The sequence below is a fragment of the Oceanivirga salmonicida genome (genome assembly GCF_001517915.1).
GTDB lineage: Bacteria > Fusobacteriota > Fusobacteriia > Fusobacteriales > Leptotrichiaceae > Oceanivirga > Oceanivirga salmonicida.
On sequence record NZ_LOQI01000126.1, the window covers coordinates 1 to 1,656 of the forward strand.

Consider the following 1,656-nt stretch of genomic DNA (forward strand, 5'->3'; position numbering starts at 1 on the left):
TTGTATTATTAAAAATGTATTTAATTGAAAATATTGGAAAGTACCTATATAATTTTAAGCAGATATTAATAAAAACAAATCACAAAGAATATATATTAAATTTAAAGAAAGATAAATATAATTGTAAAGTGAAAAAAAGTGAAGTCAAAGAAAATTTGATACTAGAACATAATAAAAATAAAAAATATATATTAAATGAAAATGATGAAATAGATTTTTTAGTAAGTTTGGGTATAATGACAAGGGATTATACTGTAAAAAAATCATCATATAATAAGTTTAGACAAATAAATAAGTATTTAGAAATTATTGATAATACCATAGATGAAATATTAGAAAAAGGTTTAATAAAAGATAAAATAAATGTATTAGATTTTGGTTGTGGTAAATCATATTTAACATTTGCCCTATATTATTACTTAGAAAATTATAGAAAAGAATTAGAGTTTAATATTATAGGTTTAGATTTAAAAGAAGACGTAATAAAAATGTGTAGTGATTTAGCATTAAAATTAAACTATAATAATATTAAGTTTATAAATCAAGACATTAAAGATTTTAATGGTTCAAGTGTTGACTTAGTAATATCATTACATGCATGTAATAATGCAACAGATTATAGTATATTAAAAGCATTAGAATTAGATGCTAAGGCTTTTTTAGCAGTTCCATGTTGTCATAATGAATTTTATAATACTATAAATTTAAGTAAAGAATTAAAGTTTTTAGAAAAAGATAAAATAATATTAGAAAAATTTAGTGCATTAGCAACTGATTCATATAGAGCAGCAGCGATAGAACTTTGTGGCTATAAGGCAAGTATAAGTGAGTTTATAGATATAGAGTATACTCCTAAAAACCTACTTATAAAGGCAATAAAGGGAAATAAAAAAATAGATAAAAAAAGATATGAAGTTATTAAAAAAAGTTTAGGTATTAATCCTTTACTTGAAAAATTGATAAGTAAATATTTTAAATAGAATATATTTTTTAGAAATATGATAATAATTTTAAAATAATATGATTAAATTATATTATTACATGATTATATCATATTTTTTTTTTAAAATTTTTAATATATAATATATAATATAAAACAAAGATAGAAAGCGAGAGATGAAATGAGAAAGAAATTATTAGGATTAATGTTGGTATCGGTTTTAGCAGTGGCTTGTAATTCAAATGATACAAAAGAAAGTGTTAATGCAACTGATAAAATGCATGTTATGAAAGCGGAAGAAAATCATTCAATGAGTGAAATGAAAAAAGAAATGAGTCCTTTTTCAACATTAGAAGATGGAACATTAGTAGATAGTGAAAATTTAATGACTCTATATACTTTTGATAATGATAAAGAAAATGAATCAGTATGTGACGGAGATTGTGCTGAAAAATGGCCCCCTTATTTAGTTAAAAATAAAGAAATGATGATGATGACAGATGAAATTAGTATAGTAAATCGTAAAGATGGAAGTATGCAATGGGCATATAAAGGAAAACCTCTATATTTCTGGTCAGGTGATGAAAAATCAGGTGATAAAAATGGAGAAAACCTTGGAAATGTTTGGCATACTGTAAAATATACTAAATAATAGAATATAAGTAAAAACAATAAGAATAGGATTTTTAAAAATATTGAAAGGGGCTGTTGCAAAT

The 1,656-nt window shown here is 22.3% G+C and carries 2 protein-coding genes; both read left to right on the forward strand.

What is annotated here, in order from left to right; translation table 11 throughout:
* Positions 1-14: 14 nt before the first annotated feature.
* Complete coding sequence (locus tag AWT72_RS08495; RefSeq protein ID WP_082680602.1) at positions 15-980, forward strand: class I SAM-dependent methyltransferase; 966 nt, start codon at positions 15-17, stop codon at positions 978-980.
* Positions 981-1,121: 141 nt separating this feature from the next.
* The gene (locus AWT72_RS08500; protein ID WP_156413135.1) at positions 1,122-1,592 is read left to right on the forward strand and encodes a COG4315 family predicted lipoprotein; all 471 of its coding nucleotides are present in this window, start codon (positions 1,122-1,124) and stop codon (positions 1,590-1,592) included.
* Positions 1,593-1,656: the final 64 nt, after the last annotated feature.

Excerpts from the sequence above, each read along its gene's own strand:
- AWT72_RS08495 (WP_082680602.1), top strand. The coding sequence starts at position 15 with ATGTATTTAATTGAAAATATTGGAAAGTACCTATATAATTTTAAGCAG.
- AWT72_RS08500 (WP_156413135.1), top strand. The coding sequence starts at position 1,122 with ATGAGAAAGAAATTATTAGGATTAATGTTGGTATCGGTTTTAGCAGTG.